Genomic DNA, 16,646 nt, shown 5'->3' on the forward strand with positions numbered 1-16,646 from the left:
ATTTACAGCTGAGCCTTCATTAATTTCTTATATACCTCAACGCCGGGCTGGTCAAATGCATCCACATCCGCCAGCTCGCCCTCGTAGGCAATCGTCAGCATCAAAAAGTACATCAGCTGACCAAGATAATACTCATTCAGCTTCGGCAGTGTAAAGCGCGCATTATAACGGTTATCACCCGTCAGCGCCGCTTCATTGGCATTCAGCGCCGCTTTAAGAGCCTTCGCCATATCCATTCCCTCGTACTTATCGAAGAATGGTACATCGGCAAAGGGATTGTGCAAAACTGCCTCAACCTCAGGATTGGCAACCTCCAGGAACTGCACCACCTTATTCAGACGACCGTCCTGATGCTGCTGTGTCTGTGCATGCATATCCGTTGTGCCGACAGCAACAATCGGCGTTCTGCCGTAGTAAACAGTTGCACCCTCACGGTTACGGCGCTTGCCAAGCGATTCCGCCAGCAGCTGCACATACCATTCGCTCAACGATTTCAAGCGCATGCTGTACGGCATGAACACTTCTATATCGCGTCCTCGCTCATAGGCCATGAATTTCAGTAAAGCGTTGAGCAGCGCCGGGTTTTCCGCAAGCTCCGCCTGCTGGCAATAGATATCCATATCACGCGCACCGCGCAAAAACTCCTCGATATCACCGCCAAGAGCGGCCATCGTTACGAGTCCCGGGTCAGTCATAATGCAGAAGCGTCCGCCAATGCCCTCCTTGATGTCAAAGCGCTCCCAGCCAAATTTTTCCGCCAGCTGCAAAAGCGGCGCATTTTCCACCGGAGCCTTTAAATCAGTAACTACCGTGCAGTCAAGGTCGATATCTGCGTTTTGAGACAGATTAGCATAGAAATACGTAAAAGCAGAAATTGTTTCCAGCGTAGTACCGGATTTGGAAATCGGCACCAGCATAATCTTTAGCTTCTTGCCTGCTTGCGCACTTACTCCAGCCATACGGCGCATCTTGAACAGCAGTGAATTGCAGTCCACCGGGTCAAGATTGTTGCCGGAAAAATAAATGCAGGGCTGGCCTTGGCGCAGCGTTGCACTGGTATTCCAATGATAACCGCCAAAGGCATCAAACAGCACCTTATTGCCCAGGTAGGAGCCGCCAACGCCCAAAAAGATTACGACATCCTTGCTGCGCAGATGCTTGCTGTAGCGCATCAGCTTAATAATCGACTGCTCCGTATTGGGGTTGCCGTCAGCAATATATGGCATGCGTGGAAAGTAAACATGCTCCGGCGTGCCATCCTTAGATAAATGATTCTTGGAAAAACCGGTACGGCGCAGCTCGCACACAGCCTTTTCGGCTGCGGCTCCCTGCTGCTGCAGTGCCTGCTCCACTTCCTGCGCTTGCAGTCTGCCCGCTCCAACCATGTTGCTGAAGTCAAAAACAATACCACTGGGCATAACAATTTTATAATCCAAAATATACACTCCCAAATATTAGTTGTACCTATAATATGCTATTGTACATAAGTTATTATAACATATTCATATAGCAAGTTCCATAGACTATAAGAGCAAGTAATATTTTATCGCAAACAAGACTGAAGCTTTATTTTACCTCTACCAGCTCAATATGGAAGTTCAGTTCCTTACCGGCCATTTCATGGTTAGCATCAAAGGTAATATTGGTATCATCCTTTTCGGTTACCAGTACAGGTACGGGCTGACCAAATTGGTTCTGCAGGTAAACTCTCTGGCCAACGGTCAGGTTTTCGGAACCCGGCAGCTGGGCAATCGGCATGGTGAAGATAGCCTTCGGGTCAGCCTCGCCATATGCTTCTGCCGGCAGCAGATGGATGTCAACTTCAGCGCCAACCTCCAGGTCTGCAACAGCTGCATCAAAGCCTTTGATCATCTGGCCTGCGCCGCAAACAAATTCCAACGGCTCGCCACGATCATAAGAAGAATCAAATTGCTTGCCGTCATTAAAGGTACCTTTATAGTGTACGCGACAGGTTTTTCCTACATTACGTCCGGTTAATTCATTGCTCATTATTAATTCACCTCATAAAAATATTTGATATAAAGCCGGTATAAGCGTATATCAGTTACAGTTATGTATATTATACTATATATCGCTGTTTATTTCACCTCAAAAAAACGGTAGCCGGTTAAATTCCGACTGCCATAATATTTCAGGCTCTGCACATCAGCGCTTCTATTCACCTTCCTGCAGAAAGATACTGCCTCATCAGACCCTTAAAGCCCTGCTTTTTGAAGTCCTTCAACGGCAAATATTCAATTTCAACACTGTTATTAGCGTATTCAGACCTCATTTCATTGAACTCTTCCACAGTCATATCTGTTTCCTGCGCAGCATCTGCCTCACTTCTACAGTTCATGTTGCGGTAAACGCCAAGGCCGTCATCCTTTGGCCAGGTAAAATAAAGCTCATAGCATCCGAGGTTGCCGTCAGGCTGCAAATGCTCCACAGCAAGCACCTGATGCGAAATGCCGGTGCCGCCTCGTGTCACCAGATTGTCATTTGCCATAAGCTGCAGACTGCTGCGGCTCCAGCCCTCCGCAACGTATTTCACTCTGTCGTCCGCAAAGGTGTAAATCGCATAAATCTCCTTACCGTAATGCCCCGCGCCGCGTTTTTGGCTAATCCAACCGATAAGCAGCTCCGGAACACCGTCGCCGCTGATATCCTGCAGCGTGTAGCCAAGCTGCTGCAGGGCCGCCTCCCGCTTGGCGAAATCCCGCACCTCGCAGATGCCTGTTTTTCCCTGCTCCGGCAGGTTATCACTCATACCGTCAGCGATAAATTCATAAACGCTGTCTACAACCTTCGTATATTCCTGCTCATAGACCGGCGCTGCTTTGGCAGCGGCCTCCGCCTTAGGCAAATTCATCTGCGGTAATACGGTATTTTCCTTCGCACCGTAGCCGGCAAACGCCACCAGAAGCATTGCCAGACACATGCTCTTAAACAGCTTCCGCTTCATTACGCCACCTCCTGTCAAAAGATGCTTTAGCAAAAAATTGCTTTGTCCTTTACTTTGCTTAATGAACGTCATGCTCGCAGTAAATAATTTCCGAAATCACCTCTTTAGAATCCAATTTCACATAAAAGCTCTTGTGCAGGAATTTTTGCCCCCTTGCGTTATAGGCATATTTTACCCAGCCGATCATATGATGCGTATCAGAACGGCCTCTGCTCATATAATCATACTCCCAGCCGTTCATTTTCAGGTAACCGTCCAAACGAATCTGGCTGTCAGTATTAAGCAGCTGGCCGACAGCATAGCCTGCCATCATGCCATGAAGCTTATTGATTTTCACCTCACTAACTCTGTTTTTTGACGAATCTATATAGAACAAGCGCGGTCCGACCTGCAGCTTCTTATCGGCATAGGAGATAGTATCATCCGTATTCTGCTCCACAGGCCCCGGGTAATAGGCACCTGAAGCAAAAATTTCAGGCTCCATAATCCAATCTGCTTCCAGGGCAGCATTAAAGCGTCCTGCTGCGCTGGCAGCTTTCGGTGTTAAATCAAGATATTTGCTTGCCATAAAGCCAACATGACCCTTTTCAGTAGTACCAAGAAGCCATGTGTATTCACTGTTTACTACGTCCACAACTCTGCTTACATAAAATTTATCTCCCTTTTGCAGCATAGTAAGAACTTCACTATCAGTGTTAGGCTGCGTTCTGACATTCACATCTGTTGCGTTGCAATATACCTCCAGCGGCCATCCGGGATAAGACCTGAGCTCGTTGGCCAAATAAGCTGTGTTGACCTCGGCAAAGGCAGTGTTGGCAAACATTGCCAAACCAAGCGCTGCGCTTAAGAATAATTTCTTTTGCATATCCATCCCTCCTATTCCTGCCATCTGCGTTACGGGCAGTTGTTTTCTGATTATATTGTAGCGTGAAAATAAGCAAAGCGCCCCACCCGAAAGCGTGAATTCGGGTAGGGAGAGGGGGGAATTTTATGAAATAATTATTGGATTCTTATACGTTATCAGGATTCCGCAAGCGTTTCAGCTATTTATTAGCTATATGATACCATTAAATTCCATAAAGCTTCCTTTTCTCATATACCATTTTCAACAATTCAGTGTATAATTAAAGCATAAATAATTTTTCAGAAAAGGAGAATCCTCACATGAAATGCTTACTCATTAAAAACGCGGACGTCTACGCTCCGCACCCCCTCGGAATCGTCGACATCCTGATCATCAATGACAAAATCGCCAAAATAGGCCAACAGCTTGCAGCACCGCAAGGCTTAGACTGCCAAATCCTTGACGCCCAAAAGCGCAAGGTAGTCCCCGGTTATGTTGACCAGCACGTACACATCATCGGCGGCGGCGGTGAATCCGGTCCCTACAGCCGCACGCCGGAAATCAACCTCAGCGAGCTGACGAAGGTTGGCATTACAACCGTAGTAGGCGTTTTGGGTACAGACGGCACCTCCAGACACAACGAAAGCTTGCTGGCGAAGGCCAGAGGCCTGACGCATGAAGGCATCACCGCGTACATGCTCACCGGCTCCTACGAAATCCCCCTGCATAACATGACCGGTGATGTGCGCCGCGACATCATCCTGATTAACGAATGCCTTGGCATCGGCGAGGTTGCCTTATCTGACCACAGAAGCTCGCAGCCTACGCGCGAAGAGCTGGAAAAGGTGCTTACGCAGGCTCGCCTGGGCGGTATGCTTTCCGGCAAGGCCGGCGTTGTGCAGTTCCACATGGGCGTAGGCAAGCGTGGCATGGATGTTCTGCTGACAATTGTCAAGGAAACAGAAATCCCCGCCCGTCATTTTATCCCCACCCACGTCAACCGCGCTTTCCATCTTTTTGAGCAGGCCAAGGAGTTTGCCCGCTTAGGCGGTTATGTGGATATCACCTCCGGCATCAGGGAGCAGGATGGCTTCCCTGCCTGCGTCAAGCCCAGTGACGCCATCAAGATTCTTTACGAAGAAGGCGTGCCACTGGATAGAATCACCATGAGCTCAGATGCTAACGGCTGCATGAGCGTAACGCTTCCCGATGGCAGCCAAAAGCAGCTTGCTGTATCGCCTGATTCCTTCCAGGAGGAGGTTAAGGATGCTCTGCTTGCAGGCATTCCCACGGAGGTTGTGGCAAAGGTTGTCAGCAGCAATCCGGCGCAGGCCAACGGCTTGTATCCGCAAAAGGGCTGCCTGCAGCCTGACAGTGATGCTGACCTGATTATTTACAGTGACACCTATGACGTAGATACTGTAATTGCCAAAGGTCAGATTATGGTGGCAGCAGGCGAAGCGCTTGTCAAAGGCACCTTTGAAAAATAAAGAGTGTAAATTATAAACATCCCCTGCACAAGCCTATGCTTATGTAGGGGATGTTTTAGATTACGAATTCAGCTCGCAAGCCATTCAAAACTGGCGGCCACTGCCGTTTTTCACCCTTGCAAAACCCTTAAAATGCCGTATTCATGCGGTTTAAGATCACTACAGTTTCAGCGGTTCGCCGTCCCCAATCTTGCTTCGCTCACGCTCGCATTCTTGGACGGCTATCGCATGGCGCGCACCGGCTGCTCACCGCGTCGCTCAGCTCCTAGTGAGCAGGGTGACGCACTCAACATAAAACGATACGATAGGCTGAATTACTTGGCTGTTTTGCCGTTTATGGGAACAATTCCATAGCCTTTTTCGTGTTTGAGCCGTTTGCGGGAATATATCTACGTGCTTTCACTTGACTGAACCGTGTCAAAATGAATTACAAACTCATTAGCATTGGTTCTAATTATTTCATTACCGCATCATCTGAAATATGTGAAAGAAAATACTTATCGGCATCTTCACTACATCTTCCTTGCGTCATAAGAATATGTGGTGTGACAGGCATTAAACCCTCTTTCAATCCATCAACCCTAATATGGGGAGCAAATTTCATCACAAATAACAGAATATGCTCCCCAAGATAGGATTCTTATTTGATTTACATCGTTTTCCAACAGCGTTCCTTCATGAAAGTGGCGATAACAGAAATATCTTTACCCTCATAATATTTTACAAGCAACTGCTTGAACTGCGGCACTTCCTTTTCGGGAATTACCAGAAAACCTCCACCGTGTGCAATCAGATAATGATTTGCGAAAATTACAGATGCTCGTTTATTACCATCCAGGAATACTTGCGTTTTCATACAATACAAACACAGTTTGATAGCAACATTGATAGCCTCATCATTTTCTTCGGCAATCTCGCGGATTCTGTCTTTTACCTCCAACTCATTAGGCAACGGCGGAACATAGGATGAACCACCAATCGTGACTGGCACGCCACGAATACGGCCACCCTCGGCAAAGAAACCTTCATTAACAAGCCTTGCAATGTGACTGAGCATATAGTAGTCGGAAAGACTGGCAACCACATCACGGTCGAGGATAAACTCCCATGCGTGTTTTAAGTTCAAAATCTTTTGAACATCAGTAGCTGTCATACCAGATACTTTTCCGTTTTCTATGATTTCTTCTGTCTGTGGGAACGATGTAGCAACACCCTCCAAAACAGCCTGATCATAGATATTCATTTTCATATTTGCTCGTGCAAATGCAATATTGTTTATCACATCAGAAGAAAGTTCATCTTCCGAATATCCGGCGGCAGCAAGCTGCTTTTCTATACTACGAAGTTCTTTTCTGATTTCTCTGGCTTCTCTCGCGTTACGAAGAAGCAGATTATATAATTCTTCTGTATATGCGCCTACATAAGTCGATGTCTGTTTACCTGCCACACGCTTTCTGACATAAAGATATTTCCCATCTCCACGCTCTTTAATTTCAGGTGTCCCATCATAAGGCATCAGATTCAGTCTTACATGAAGGTCAGCTCGACTTCTTAGTAATTCCTGTATATCTTGATATTGTACTGCCATAGCATTTCCTCCTTTGGGGAACAAATTGTATAATTATTATAGTACAATGCTCCCCAATATTCAATATGAATTAGGGAACATTTTCTTAACAAATCACATTGAAATGTTCCCCAATTCAATATGCACAGGAATTTGTACCATCTGCACAGCACCCCAACGGTCATAGGCAATTTCACGGATGTTATATTTCTAACCTAGGGACTCGATGAATTTCTCAATGTATCCGTAATGGACTACATTGCCATCTGTCAACTCAAACCTCGGATTTCTGCACTTGTTATGTTCCTACAAAGTAAAAATCGGGCATCCGTTCAACTCACATGAAGTTATCGAATACCCGAAAATGCTTTATTTTAAGCCTTTTTTATATTTACTTCTGTACCTTAGTCATCAATACTACTGACTCCACATGGCTAGTCAATAGAACTAGCTTCATCATAGGTATTTTACAGCCATAAGATTTCATTTATATTAGTTGAAAACTGCCTTAAATAAGGGATTGAAGCAACTAAGCTACATCTATTGTAATTAAATCGCTTTAGGGTACATTTTGTCAGCGGACACAAAACGGCCACAATGTACCCATTGTTCAAGCTATTCAAATCGAACATTACTTAATAAGCTATTAATAATAAATTCGACGTTCCCTTGTTTTTTCCTGCCCCGGCTTTTTGTTACAGCTTTTCCTTGACTAAAACTACAACTACACCGCCGGCAATAATCTGCCAAAGCAGCCGCTGTCTTTTAACGCGCTTCTCCTCGCGCGCGGATGCCTGCAAGGATTTGTTGGCACTCTCCAATAAGCTGCTCTGAGCTTGCAGCTCTATCTGCAGCTTTATTGATTCCGTCTTGAGCTTGCTCAATTCTGCTCTCGACTCGTTCAGCGCTGCTTGTGATTCTGCCAGCGCTTGCCTGGTGCTCTTGGTTTGCTGCAGCAGCAGACTCAACCTGTTGTCGAGTGCTGACATTTCCGCCGCCGTCATCGTGTAAGTTGTAGCCGATGATGCCTCCGATGCAGAGGCAAGCAACAGCAAGCACAATGTAGCTGCAGTAACTGCGAAATATTTTTTCCACATCTTAGCCCTCCCACAGATAATAGCCCGGCACGGAGCCGCCAGCACGCATGTCGACGTGCACAAAACCCTGCGATACATAAGTACCAACACCATCAAAAATCTGCTTACAGATGCGGGCCAGCTCGCGTGTAGATACGCCCTCAACATAGATATCTGCAGCAGTACCAGCGACATGCTGAGAGTTAGACACACCGCCTACATTGGCATTGTGTACCGGGCAACGATAGCCGCTGGTGATGTTTATGGGACGACCTAAGCGTGCACGCAAGCGTTCCAGACCAGTCAGCAATGCAGAGCTAATGCCATAAGCAGGCAGCTCGCCGCAATGCTTGCAAGCAAATTCGGACTCAGAAAAATGAGCAGATAACATAGCCATAACAATCAACCTCTTCTCTTTTTGATAACATTAACAAGACCTTGCACTGCCTCAATACCAGCGTCATTGAGGTTCTCGCAAATAGACAGCAGCTCCGTGATTACCAGATACCCTGCCACCAATGGGACAGCCCATACAGGCTGATGCAGCGTAATCATCGCCAAATCTACCAGCACAGCGGCAAGCACACAAAGGATGTACACGATGACCTTGCCAACAAAGCGATGCTTCATCACTTCCGAGGAAATCAATCCTTCCGCACGTGCTGCCTCAATGCCGCCTATAATCTGCATTACAGACGGAGTCTGACCCATGCTCTGCAGGCGTTTGTATGACAGGCTCATCCAGCGAGTGAAGCAGTCCAAAAATACCAACGCGGTAAAAACCATAAACAGCACCGCGTGTTTGTGCAGCAAGACGGCCAAAATAGCTCCAATCACCGATTTATAGGTGAAACCATGAGTCAAAGTGTGCGCCGCGTTATAAACGGCCATACGTAAAGCTAAGAAATCCATCTCTTTACCTCCTATAATTCTAATGTAACAGCATCGGCTTCTTCCGCTGTGCCTGCAGCTTCCACCTGCGCCTTTGCCTTGCGGTAAGCAATATGCAGGAGATTGGAGCGTACGGCGACCGCTGCTACGATAGCACGCAGGTCCGCAGCAGTTACAATGGCATCCTGGTTGTCAGCAGTAGTCCAAGCAATATTCGCGTCCTCACCCTGCAGGTCTAAAGCAACGATTGCAGCCGCTATGCGTTCACGAGCCTTGCTGTCGTAGTCATAAGTATTTCCATTGTAGGCAACGGGAGCAACTTCAGCTTTATCACGTCGTTGTTTGAGCATGAGGATTTTGCGTTGCTTAACTGTTTCAATATCAATAGGTTTAAGAGTAATGCTGCCATCCTTCAAGCAAATCTCATTCAAATCGTAATCTATCGCAGATTCAACAGCTACTTCTGTTCTAGTAGCCAAATCAATCAAATCTGGGGCCGCAGTACTGGTACTTACTATTTCACCTTTTTCGTTAAAAATATAATACATCTTTACTCCTTTATTCATATACTATGCATAAATAGTTAACAGTAGGATTATAGTCTGTCACATTTCCTTCAGCATCCTCAATAGTTGCGCGGCAAATTACTCTTCCAGAGCCTTGATTAACCTTACATACAATCCGTGTAACATTCTTTAATTCTTGGTTTAAGTCGGATATCCATACCGCATAATAGCAATTTTCGCGGTTAGCTCCTTGAGGGATAGGAATAACACCACCCTGTACTGTCTGCCCCATCATTATATGTGATACTTTATGGGGCTTGTTTATTAAATCATCATAGTTGCCACTAGTTGCTACCTTAGCTAGCGAATTTATTTTAGTAAGTAACATGTCATTTGTCGCATAGTCCGCATCATTTTCCAAATCAGTTAATTTTTCAGGTATGCACTCAGAAAGAGATTGGAAGCCATATTTCATTTTAGTCCCCAATCCCGAAAAAGCAGCATTAATCACTTTATTCTGTACTGGATTTTCACTAGCATCAGACAATTCTGCATCAATAGTAACCATAGGAAGTAACCCAACAACGGGGTTGCCATCAGCACCTGTAGCTTTAACTCCTGCCGCCAAATTGTCGGCAGTGACAGTGTCGCTGGTCAAATCGACCAGCGTTGCACCATTGTATACAACTTTGTTCACTGCCATAAGTAATCTCCTTAACCGATTGTTACAGTAACGCCGCCCTGAGGGTTATCACTTTCGTTGTAAGGAATCGCCTCAACAACGACTTGGGAGATGTAATTAAACCCTTTTGTGCTGTCCGGCAAAATGGTTTGCTGAGAAGTAGACGGAGTCGCAGTTTTGGATTCGGCCTTAGCGCCCTCGGTGCCGCTCATGGTACCGGTTACGCCCAAAATTTTAACACCGCTTCTGATGTTGGTGGCAATAATCTTAGCCTGCTCGGTGGAGCTGATAGCAACCTTGCCAGAGCCGTCATGGTAACCGACGGGAATAGTGTAGGACTCGCCCTTGGTGCTGATAGTGCCAGTAACAGCACCGTTATTTTTCATGGTACCGGTCAGTTTGACGCCATTTACGTAAGCAGTTTTTCCGGTAAGAATTTCCGCCACAGCTGCAGTAGCGTCGCTGGTGTCAGCATTAAATGTACAGGTACCGGTAATGGGTGCGCCACTCTTATCGTGGGTAGTATAGCCCTTTAAGACTTTATCTGCCGTAACGGTATCTGCTGTCAAGTCGATAAGGGTTTTGCCACCATACACAACCTTAGAAATATTTTTGTTAGCCATTGATTTCAATCTCCTCTCCAATATACACAGTAAGACCATCTGATAAATTGCTGGTCTCGTAATAAGGTATCTTTTTTACTGTAATATCCCGCTGCAGATAGCGTTCGGCCGTCGGCAACAGATAATCATCGTTGATTCGGGAGCGAGCAACATAATCACCGGTATACGGCGAGCCCCCAAATCCTTCACGCACTGCACTAAGTGTTCCATGTAGGACAGCAGCGTTTGATACAAGTTCACCCTGCAGCACAGCAGCTTTAGCCAAGGTTAATGTACCGATAAGCTTCATCAGTATGTCACCTCTTCCAAAAGCTGAAATTTATGTGGCGGGATAATCGTATCAACGAAGCCGTTGATACGTTTAAGCTCAACATCATATGCATACATGCCAAACTCCATTTTCTCCGTGTCTGCCGGATGAATTGTTAACATGCCGTCCGTAATAGTTTTCTGAAGAACAATAGTCGGACTGCGTGTTGCTCTGCGCAAAGTGAACGTCAATACATCGTTGTCATCCAACGCTACTGCATTGCCTGCTACATCAGTGACATCAATTTTAAAAATACCGCTATCTCCTCTAATCATTGCAATGTTGTTATCCTGAACCGAAAACATCTATATCACCTCCTCCCAAATTACCCGATAACCATAAACGATGTTGTTACCTCTATGGCTCCAGATATGCCGAATTCGCCTTGGTTGAAAAAGCCACCATAGGCATGCACACTGATTTTGATTGATGTCATTGACAAAAATGTGATATAGAGCCTGTAATTTATTGTAACCTGTGGCGTGTACCGCCAAAAATTGCAGGCTGAGAACGGTGCAATTTTTATTCCTTCATCAAAATCCAAGATAGTATTTTCAAAAACCTGTTGTGCATCATGCAATTTTTCGGTGCATTTAAAATAATAATGTAGCACACGCAGATACTGTTCTTCTGAACTAAATATAGGCTTGCCGTCTTTGTTATAAATCATCAAACCTGCGCCGTGTTCCGGAGCAGTTAAATCGCGATTGTTATATTTTGCAAAGCTGATTCTTCCCAAATACACCTGTAAACTTGACTCACTGTCGCCATAGTTTGCGTCAAGCGGCACGATTATATTAATCATATATCTGTCTCGTATCCGTAGCGGAAAGAATTTAACAAGCTCATCTGCAGGCGCACTGAAAGCCAATATCTCGTTTATGCTCTCATCAACGTCAAATGTAATTAATATGTCCCAATGGTTTTCATCTTTAAAATACTGATATATCTCGTTGTTGCTAGGGACAAATTCTGATCTCGAATTACATTTTTTATATTTTCTAACTCTAAAGCTTTTGCCATCACGCACAAGGTTTTGATAATTATCGTCAATCGTAACAATGTTATCATTGTTTCTGACTTCGATGTATTTAGTAACTGCCATAAACAAGCCTCATCCCCTTTGCGTATTTGTTTGTGCCTGCTCCATAAATAGCATCCTCCAGATATATCCAATTAATCGTATTACCATTAATTGTAATTTTAACCGGGTAGGAACCGCCGCTAGATATGCGATATACATAAGCCCATAGCCTGCTATCTTCACAGACAATAGCCCCTTGAGAGTCGGTCAAATCAACTTTGCCCAACACACGGCAAAGCGACGTGGTAACGCTTATCGTCGGACTGCCACCTTTATATATCTCTATTCCTTGCGGCATTTTACCATACCCCCATTTTTACGCGCAGCACATTATTACTGTCGTAAACCTCAATTAAGTTATCTTGGATTTCCGTGCGTGCACCGCTCGTAGCAGTACGCAGCGTGCCGATGGTCGCACAGATGGCTGACAGGCTATTAACCATAATCTTATCAGCGGTGATACCACCAGCCAGCATATCATTTGTAATTATGCTGCCATCAACTTTAGTATTACCAGTGATATGAATGTACTTGCCATCAAGTAGTATCGTACCATCAGCAAGATTGATTTTTGTCAGCACAGTGTTGCCGTCAACATCAACATCTTTGACTGCCAGGCTTATGGCATCGTTCATCTGGGTGATTGTAGCATACGATTTCAATTCGCCATTTTTAAAATTAGCCATTGTATTGCTAATCTGATTATCAGTCTCAGTCTTCGTGTAGACGTTGCCGTTAAGTTTTGCTGCTTCTTTGGCATCTTCAAGCGCCTTTTTCGTTGCTGCGTCAAGCTTATCAGTGCTTATTGCCTCTGCAGCCAAAAGGCTGTTATCAATAGTAGCTTTCACACTCGACATAATCTGTCCGCTAAATGGTCCATTGCCAAAATAGTCATAATAGCAGGCCTTTACATCATATACACCGGCACTCAACGATTTGAAAAAGCTAAGATTACTGGTTTTTTCATCGTAAGTATATTGCGTTCCTGATATATACCAATGAACACCAATGCAGTTAGCCGGGATACTGTTCACATGGCATTCCAGGCCTTGGAATCTCGCATCGACAATTATTTCAGGTACTTTCTGTGCTTCAAAGCTGTAATCTGCTTTAGCCGGGGCAGAAACCTTGCCATAAGCACTTACAGCAAAAACATACACACTTCCTTTGCGCTCCTGTACAGCGTTAGTCGTGCAACTGGCATCGCTCACGCGAGCGATAAAGTTACTGTTATCAACGCCAGCTTGATTATCTAACCGGACTTCGTAATACTTGATGTCAGCATTACGAACTTCATCCCATTTAACTGTAAAATAATCGCCTATGGCAATGCTGATGTTTTCCGGAGTATTTGGTATTTCTGTTGAGAGCGCCACCAGAATACTTGTTTGGGCGCTGCTGTCAGGCGTTTCTATATTTCCAAACACATCCTGCGTACATACGGCAATATCGTATGTCACGCCAATGTCAACCTGAGGCAATGTAGCCTTGTTATACCCTTGCCCGCCATATTGCCACTTGCTTTCCGTAGATGCCTTGTACCACACCTGCGCCTGTTGATAGTTTTCCAATCCTGCCGGTGGTTGCCACTCCACAATAATGTCATGGTACACAATAACACCATCAACATCACGATACTTGTTGTAAGCCATAATGTTTGTGCAGTTAGGCAAATCGCCCACCCCAACAACGCACGTATAGCAGTCAACGTCAGCTAAATCTTGGCCGTTTGCCTTGAAGGCGTTAAACGCTGGGAACTTAAAATACAGTGTTTTACCGATATATGATTTAGGCAAAGACACAGCGTAAATATTGCCGTCAAGTATAGCAACGTCGTCATCATAGTAATGTTCGCCCTGTTTGGTGCCACATTGTGCTCGAACAAGGCCGCTCAGAGTATAAATATTTGAGCCTTGCAACGTTGCAAGGCTGTAGCTCATGCACTCGCCGTTTATCCAAATCAGCGTATTGCCATCTTTAGCATCCTGAGCGCTGCCAGTTAAAAGCTCTACGGCACGAGGGTTGTCCAGCTCTATATCAACACTATCTCCGTCATAAGACAAATCAGATACCAGCCAGCCATAAACGCTGCTCACGCCATGCGTGCCGTTGTAGCTGTAATCACCGTCATTGGTTGATACATAAACGTCACAGCCGCCCCAATCTTCGCTGTCGCCATGCAAGGCTATCCATAGCTCGCAGCCGCTGCTGCTCGCCACCAGGTCAGAAGGAGGGATAATGAAGAGCGGCGTTGCAGTGTTGCCTGGATTCACGTTGAAGTCCTGGTATTGGTATTTATTGTCTACCTTATACTTAGCCTCGCTGTAATCACCAGGAGCACGCTGCAGGGCAGTAACTGTTATCAAGCCGTTGTTTGCTTCTGTAACCTCGCTGACCATTGCAACCTGTCCTTTAATGCCAATCGCATCATCTGTGATGCGGATAAGGTCACCGGGCTCAAGGCGACAATACTTCCAAGGCAGCTTCAGCGTATATTGGTTGCATTCCGTCTGCGCAAGGCGCGTTTTCATTTGTGCGTACTTCAGAGCGCGTTCCTTCGTGTGCAGCCATTTCGCATCATAGCTCACGCTCCGCACACCATAAGTTTTGATGCTTGCGATGTCCTGGAAGCTCACGCTCTCCTCTTCATAGTCATTAGCGCGGTTCAGGAAATTAACAGTAACATAGTTGTATATCTCCGTACTGTCCTTACGCTTGAAAACAACAGGGGCACCGCCCTGGCTAATCAGTTCATCAGCATCAATATCATAGATAATCTCTGTATTCGGCTTCCACGTTCCGCGTGGAATATCGTCGCGCGGAACAAATTTAAACCTGTCCACGCTCCAGAACATGTAGGTATTCGTCAGCTCCAACAGCTCAGCAATGACTTCCTGCGCTTTTTTCTGATTGGAGAAAGCGTCATTATAAGTGCTGATAAGCAGGTCAGCATTTTTACAATAGCTGGCATAATTTTTTAAGCTCAGGATATCAACATAATCGCCAAGGCCAATGCTTCCTAATATGCTCTTAATAACTCCGGCCGGATTGGCATCAGTCCCGTCATTACTGTCTATAAGCGTTCCCTTGACTTCAAAACTATAGGACGGCATGGAAGCGCTGTCTTCTCCCAAGAAGATTTTTCCATAAAGATAAGCAAGATCAGTATATCCTGTAGCTATCTCAGGATGGTTTGTAGACATATACGTTGTTGGTGCATTATTATCACCGCGATTCAACGATAATCCCGCGCCTTCGTTACGGCCGTTGGCGTTAAGTGCTGCTAAAGAATTATATGCTGTATCGCCTACCCATACCTTGCTTACGTCCTTGATTACGCCTTCGCCTAAAGCCAGCTCTGCATAAACATAGTAAAGATAAGTGATTGTTGTACTTTTGGACTTGCCGCTTTTCTGCGTCACGCGCTTTTCTTTAGTCGTAAAATCTTGGTAACAAATCAGATTCGGTGAAACCTTACATGTACCAAAAAGCAGCGGAACCGGAGTTCCGAACTCACAGACTGTACTTTGAAAAGCATCTATTTTATTTGAGCGGCTTGTAAAGCTTGTCTTTTTAAATAACCCCATGTTTAGGCCTCCAAAATCCTGTTATTCTGCTTTTACCAAGGGCGTCAGTAAATTTCGGATCATCAATATTGGTAATGGTCGTACCATCATCAGCGTCACAATGCAGCAGCATGCCTTTGCCTAAATAGATAGCAAGATGTGCATATTTACTGTGTCCCCAACGGTAGCTGAGCAAATAGCCAGGCATCAAGCACTTAGTGCGCACAAAATGCTTTTCTAAATAAGGCAAGAGCAGTTCCTTACAGCCTTTTTGGCAATACCAGTCTGCACTGTAACCAAATTCGACCTTTATTTTCTTATGCCCCAACTCAGCATAAAAATTTGTCACCAGGGTGCAGCAGTCAAGCCCTGCGCCCTTCACGTCACCACCATTGATATGCGGCGTGCCTATATAGGTTTTTGCTAAATCAAGGAGTTTATTCATATCTTCACCAGCACATTCTTCGATGGTTTGAGTGGAATCATACATGTGTAAGTGTCTTTGCTAGCCGTGCTGACCACCCCGTCCGCCTCTTGGTAGACGTTCTGCGGCGCAAAGGTGCGCAAGGGCACAGACGCATTTAGCCCAACAGTCTCGCTCTTTACTGACAGCTTGCAGCTGATGCCGCCGCAAGACGATATCTCGCATCGGCCTGTGAAAAGCTCCAGCACACCTAAGACAGCTCCTGTCTCCGCGTCCAGAAAGGCGCGTCCAAGCGTCAGATAAGCATCATCCAGCGTGCCATCATGCACTGCCTGCAGCAGATATTTGCCATCAACCTTATCATCATGCAGGCGGTCAGTATTCAGCGTCACGCTCAAGGTTTCAACTGAAGGCGCGCCAGAACTTTTCGTCTGCTCGCGTTTCATAATAAAGCGGTCAGCCTTGTATAATTTGCCGTTAAAGCTGATGTCCTTGTCAAATTCGGCAGTACGGTAAATACTGCCATTCGCCAACTTTAGCGTAAACAAATCACAGCAGACAAATTCATTATCTGTATTCAGGTGTTGAGCAAGGGCTAACGTACAGTTTTTCATCTTC

At 45.6% G+C, this 16,646-nt stretch carries 19 protein-coding genes and 1 pseudogene; 1 reads left to right on the forward strand and 19 read right to left on the reverse strand.

Going from position 1 to position 16,646, the window contains the following annotated elements:
* Window positions 1-2 precede the first annotated feature (2 nt).
* The 4 genes and pseudogenes from BN587_RS02580 to BN587_RS02595 all read right to left on the reverse strand — a co-directional run bounded on the left by BN587_RS02580 (window position 3) and on the right by BN587_RS02595 (window position 3,830).
* On the reverse strand, window positions 3-1,418 hold the full coding sequence (locus BN587_RS02580) for a hypothetical protein (protein WP_044484064.1): 1,416 nt from the start codon (window positions 1,416-1,418) through the stop codon (window positions 3-5).
* Window positions 1,419-1,566: 148 nt separating this feature from the next.
* Window positions 1,567-1,998 (reverse strand): annotated as a pseudogene (locus tag BN587_RS02585) (FKBP-type peptidyl-prolyl cis-trans isomerase); the annotation flags it as partial.
* A gap of 181 nt (window positions 1,999-2,179) precedes the next feature.
* Window positions 2,180-2,965, reverse strand: a complete 786-nt coding sequence (locus BN587_RS02590) for a hypothetical protein (protein WP_021719589.1) — start codon at window positions 2,963-2,965, stop codon at window positions 2,180-2,182.
* 58 nt (window positions 2,966-3,023) lie between these two features.
* Window positions 3,024-3,830, reverse strand: a complete 807-nt coding sequence (locus BN587_RS02595; protein WP_021719590.1) for an SH3 domain-containing protein — start codon at window positions 3,828-3,830, stop codon at window positions 3,024-3,026.
* A 299-nt stretch (window positions 3,831-4,129) separates the two neighbouring features.
* Here BN587_RS02595 and iadA point away from each other — a divergent pair, with 299 nt between their 5' ends.
* A complete protein-coding gene (gene iadA, locus BN587_RS02600) occupies window positions 4,130-5,299 on the forward strand; it encodes a beta-aspartyl-peptidase (RefSeq protein ID WP_021719591.1) in 1,170 nt (389 codons plus the stop codon).
* A gap of 454 nt (window positions 5,300-5,753) precedes the next feature.
* Here the strand turns inward: iadA and BN587_RS11705 are convergent, their stop codons facing one another.
* The 15 genes from BN587_RS11705 to BN587_RS02670 form a co-directional block, all read right to left on the reverse strand.
* Window positions 5,754-5,906, reverse strand: coding sequence for a hypothetical protein (locus BN587_RS11705; protein WP_303684789.1), 153 nt, complete (start codon window positions 5,904-5,906; stop codon window positions 5,754-5,756).
* A gap of 42 nt (window positions 5,907-5,948) precedes the next feature.
* Complete coding sequence (locus BN587_RS02605; protein WP_021719592.1) at window positions 5,949-6,887, reverse strand: Fic family protein; 939 nt, start codon at window positions 6,885-6,887, stop codon at window positions 5,949-5,951.
* A gap of 674 nt (window positions 6,888-7,561) precedes the next feature.
* The gene (locus BN587_RS02610) at window positions 7,562-7,963 is read right to left on the reverse strand and encodes a hypothetical protein (RefSeq protein ID WP_021719593.1); all 402 of its coding nucleotides are present in this window, start codon (window positions 7,961-7,963) and stop codon (window positions 7,562-7,564) included.
* Between the two features lies 1 nt (window position 7,964).
* Complete coding sequence (locus tag BN587_RS02615; RefSeq protein ID WP_021719594.1) at window positions 7,965-8,339, reverse strand: YcbK family protein; 375 nt, start codon at window positions 8,337-8,339, stop codon at window positions 7,965-7,967.
* Window positions 8,340-8,344: 5 nt separating this feature from the next.
* Window positions 8,345-8,854: a phage holin family protein gene (locus tag BN587_RS02620; RefSeq protein ID WP_021719595.1), complete on the reverse strand. Its 510-nt coding sequence runs from the start codon at window positions 8,852-8,854 to the stop codon at window positions 8,345-8,347.
* Window positions 8,855-8,865: 11 nt separating this feature from the next.
* The gene (locus tag BN587_RS02625; protein WP_021719596.1) at window positions 8,866-9,381 is read right to left on the reverse strand and encodes a DUF4376 domain-containing protein; all 516 of its coding nucleotides are present in this window, start codon (window positions 9,379-9,381) and stop codon (window positions 8,866-8,868) included.
* Window positions 9,382-9,391: 10 nt separating this feature from the next.
* Complete coding sequence (locus BN587_RS02630; RefSeq protein ID WP_021719597.1) at window positions 9,392-10,042, reverse strand: hypothetical protein; 651 nt, start codon at window positions 10,040-10,042, stop codon at window positions 9,392-9,394.
* Window positions 10,043-10,053: 11 nt separating this feature from the next.
* Window positions 10,054-10,644: a hypothetical protein gene (locus tag BN587_RS02635; protein WP_021719598.1), complete on the reverse strand. Its 591-nt coding sequence runs from the start codon at window positions 10,642-10,644 to the stop codon at window positions 10,054-10,056.
* Window positions 10,637-10,933 (reverse strand): hypothetical protein, encoded by a 297-nt coding sequence (locus BN587_RS02640; protein ID WP_021719599.1) that lies wholly within the window; start codon window positions 10,931-10,933, stop codon window positions 10,637-10,639. Before BN587_RS02640 ends, BN587_RS02635 begins: the two co-directional genes overlap by 8 nt.
* Window positions 10,933-11,259 (reverse strand): hypothetical protein, encoded by a 327-nt coding sequence (locus BN587_RS02645; protein WP_021719600.1) that lies wholly within the window; start codon window positions 11,257-11,259, stop codon window positions 10,933-10,935. Before BN587_RS02645 ends, BN587_RS02640 begins: the two co-directional genes overlap by 1 nt.
* A 20-nt stretch (window positions 11,260-11,279) precedes the next feature.
* Window positions 11,280-12,059, reverse strand: a complete 780-nt coding sequence (locus BN587_RS02650; protein WP_021719601.1) for a hypothetical protein — start codon at window positions 12,057-12,059, stop codon at window positions 11,280-11,282.
* On the reverse strand, window positions 12,046-12,336 hold the full coding sequence (locus BN587_RS02655; protein WP_021719602.1) for a hypothetical protein: 291 nt from the start codon (window positions 12,334-12,336) through the stop codon (window positions 12,046-12,048). The genes BN587_RS02650 and BN587_RS02655 overlap by 14 nt, the downstream gene beginning before the upstream one ends.
* A 1-nt stretch (window position 12,337) precedes the next feature.
* Window positions 12,338-15,625, reverse strand: coding sequence for a phage tail protein (locus BN587_RS02660; protein WP_021719603.1), 3,288 nt, complete (start codon window positions 15,623-15,625; stop codon window positions 12,338-12,340).
* A complete protein-coding gene (locus tag BN587_RS02665; protein WP_021719604.1) occupies window positions 15,612-16,049 on the reverse strand; it encodes an NlpC/P60 family protein in 438 nt (145 codons plus the stop codon). Before BN587_RS02665 ends, BN587_RS02660 begins: the two co-directional genes overlap by 14 nt.
* On the reverse strand, window positions 16,046-16,642 hold the full coding sequence (locus BN587_RS02670) for a baseplate hub domain-containing protein (protein WP_021719605.1): 597 nt from the start codon (window positions 16,640-16,642) through the stop codon (window positions 16,046-16,048). Before BN587_RS02670 ends, BN587_RS02665 begins: the two co-directional genes overlap by 4 nt.
* Window positions 16,643-16,646: the final 4 nt, after the last annotated feature.

Source organism: Phascolarctobacterium succinatutens CAG:287, assembly GCF_000434895.1.
GTDB classification, from domain to species: Bacteria; Bacillota; Negativicutes; order Acidaminococcales; family Acidaminococcaceae; genus Phascolarctobacterium_A; species Phascolarctobacterium_A succinatutens_A.

Coding starts and splice junctions, on each gene's coding strand:
- BN587_RS02580 (WP_044484064.1), bottom strand. CDS start 1,418: ATGCCCAGTGGTATTGTTTTTGACTTCAGCAACATGGTTGGAGCGGGC.
- BN587_RS02590 (WP_021719589.1), bottom strand. CDS start 2,965: ATGAAGCGGAAGCTGTTTAAGAGCATGTGTCTGGCAATGCTTCTGGTG.
- BN587_RS02595 (WP_021719590.1), bottom strand. CDS start 3,830: ATGCAAAAGAAATTATTCTTAAGCGCAGCGCTTGGTTTGGCAATGTTT.
- iadA (WP_021719591.1), top strand. CDS start 4,130: ATGAAATGCTTACTCATTAAAAACGCGGACGTCTACGCTCCGCACCCC.
- BN587_RS02605 (WP_021719592.1), bottom strand. CDS start 6,887: ATGGCAGTACAATATCAAGATATACAGGAATTACTAAGAAGTCGAGCT.
- BN587_RS02610 (WP_021719593.1), bottom strand. CDS start 7,963: ATGTGGAAAAAATATTTCGCAGTTACTGCAGCTACATTGTGCTTGCTG.
- BN587_RS02615 (WP_021719594.1), bottom strand. CDS start 8,339: ATGGCTATGTTATCTGCTCATTTTTCTGAGTCCGAATTTGCTTGCAAG.
- BN587_RS02620 (WP_021719595.1), bottom strand. CDS start 8,854: ATGGATTTCTTAGCTTTACGTATGGCCGTTTATAACGCGGCGCACACT.
- BN587_RS02625 (WP_021719596.1), bottom strand. CDS start 9,381: ATGTATTATATTTTTAACGAAAAAGGTGAAATAGTAAGTACCAGTACT.
- BN587_RS02630 (WP_021719597.1), bottom strand. CDS start 10,042: ATGGCAGTGAACAAAGTTGTATACAATGGTGCAACGCTGGTCGATTTG.
- BN587_RS02635 (WP_021719598.1), bottom strand. CDS start 10,644: ATGGCTAACAAAAATATTTCTAAGGTTGTGTATGGTGGCAAAACCCTT.
- BN587_RS02640 (WP_021719599.1), bottom strand. CDS start 10,933: ATGAAGCTTATCGGTACATTAACCTTGGCTAAAGCTGCTGTGCTGCAG.
- BN587_RS02645 (WP_021719600.1), bottom strand. CDS start 11,259: ATGTTTTCGGTTCAGGATAACAACATTGCAATGATTAGAGGAGATAGC.
- BN587_RS02650 (WP_021719601.1), bottom strand. CDS start 12,059: ATGGCAGTTACTAAATACATCGAAGTCAGAAACAATGATAACATTGTT.
- BN587_RS02655 (WP_021719602.1), bottom strand. CDS start 12,336: ATGCCGCAAGGAATAGAGATATATAAAGGTGGCAGTCCGACGATAAGC.
- BN587_RS02660 (WP_021719603.1), bottom strand. CDS start 15,625: ATGGGGTTATTTAAAAAGACAAGCTTTACAAGCCGCTCAAATAAAATA.
- BN587_RS02665 (WP_021719604.1), bottom strand. CDS start 16,049: ATGAATAAACTCCTTGATTTAGCAAAAACCTATATAGGCACGCCGCAT.
- BN587_RS02670 (WP_021719605.1), bottom strand. CDS start 16,642: ATGAAAAACTGTACGTTAGCCCTTGCTCAACACCTGAATACAGATAAT.